At 59.9% G+C, this 347-nt stretch carries 1 protein-coding gene; it reads right to left on the bottom strand.

Annotated features, from left to right (window positions below; all coding sequences use genetic code 11):
• Nucleotides 1-46 precede the first annotated feature (46 nt).
• A partial coding sequence (locus tag HMPREF2990_RS11095) for an integrase core domain-containing protein (RefSeq protein WP_141757899.1) occupies nucleotides 47-347 on the bottom strand: 301 nt, incomplete at its 5' end.

Here is a 347-nt window from a genome sequence, read left to right as displayed (position 1 = left end):
TGGGGTTGCCCGCAAATGGTGGACACGTAGTGGAGCTACCTCATAGTTAGGCAGCTGTTTCTTCTTCGTTGGTGGTCTGGGTGATGTGGTGCTCGAAGTCGACGGGGCTGACCATACCGAGGGCGGAGTGCCGCCGTCGACGGTTGTAGACCACTTCAATCCAGCGGGCGACACCCGCGCGTGCAGCATCACGGGTAGGCCAGTGTTGCCGGTCGTAAAATTCGGTCTTCAGCGTCGACCAGAACGATTCAGCCATCGCGTTATCGAAGCACACCCCGGTGCGTCCGACGGACTGAGCAATGCCCAGGTCGCGGCAGACGTCCCAGAGCTGCTCGCTTGTAAACTGT

Origin of the sequence: Corynebacterium sp. HMSC071B10 (assembly GCF_001814825.1) — a bacterium.
GTDB lineage: Bacteria > Actinomycetota > Actinomycetes > Mycobacteriales > Mycobacteriaceae > Corynebacterium.
The sequence above is the reverse complement of the archived record's forward strand: the minus strand, read 5'-3'. Positions and strand labels throughout refer to the sequence as shown.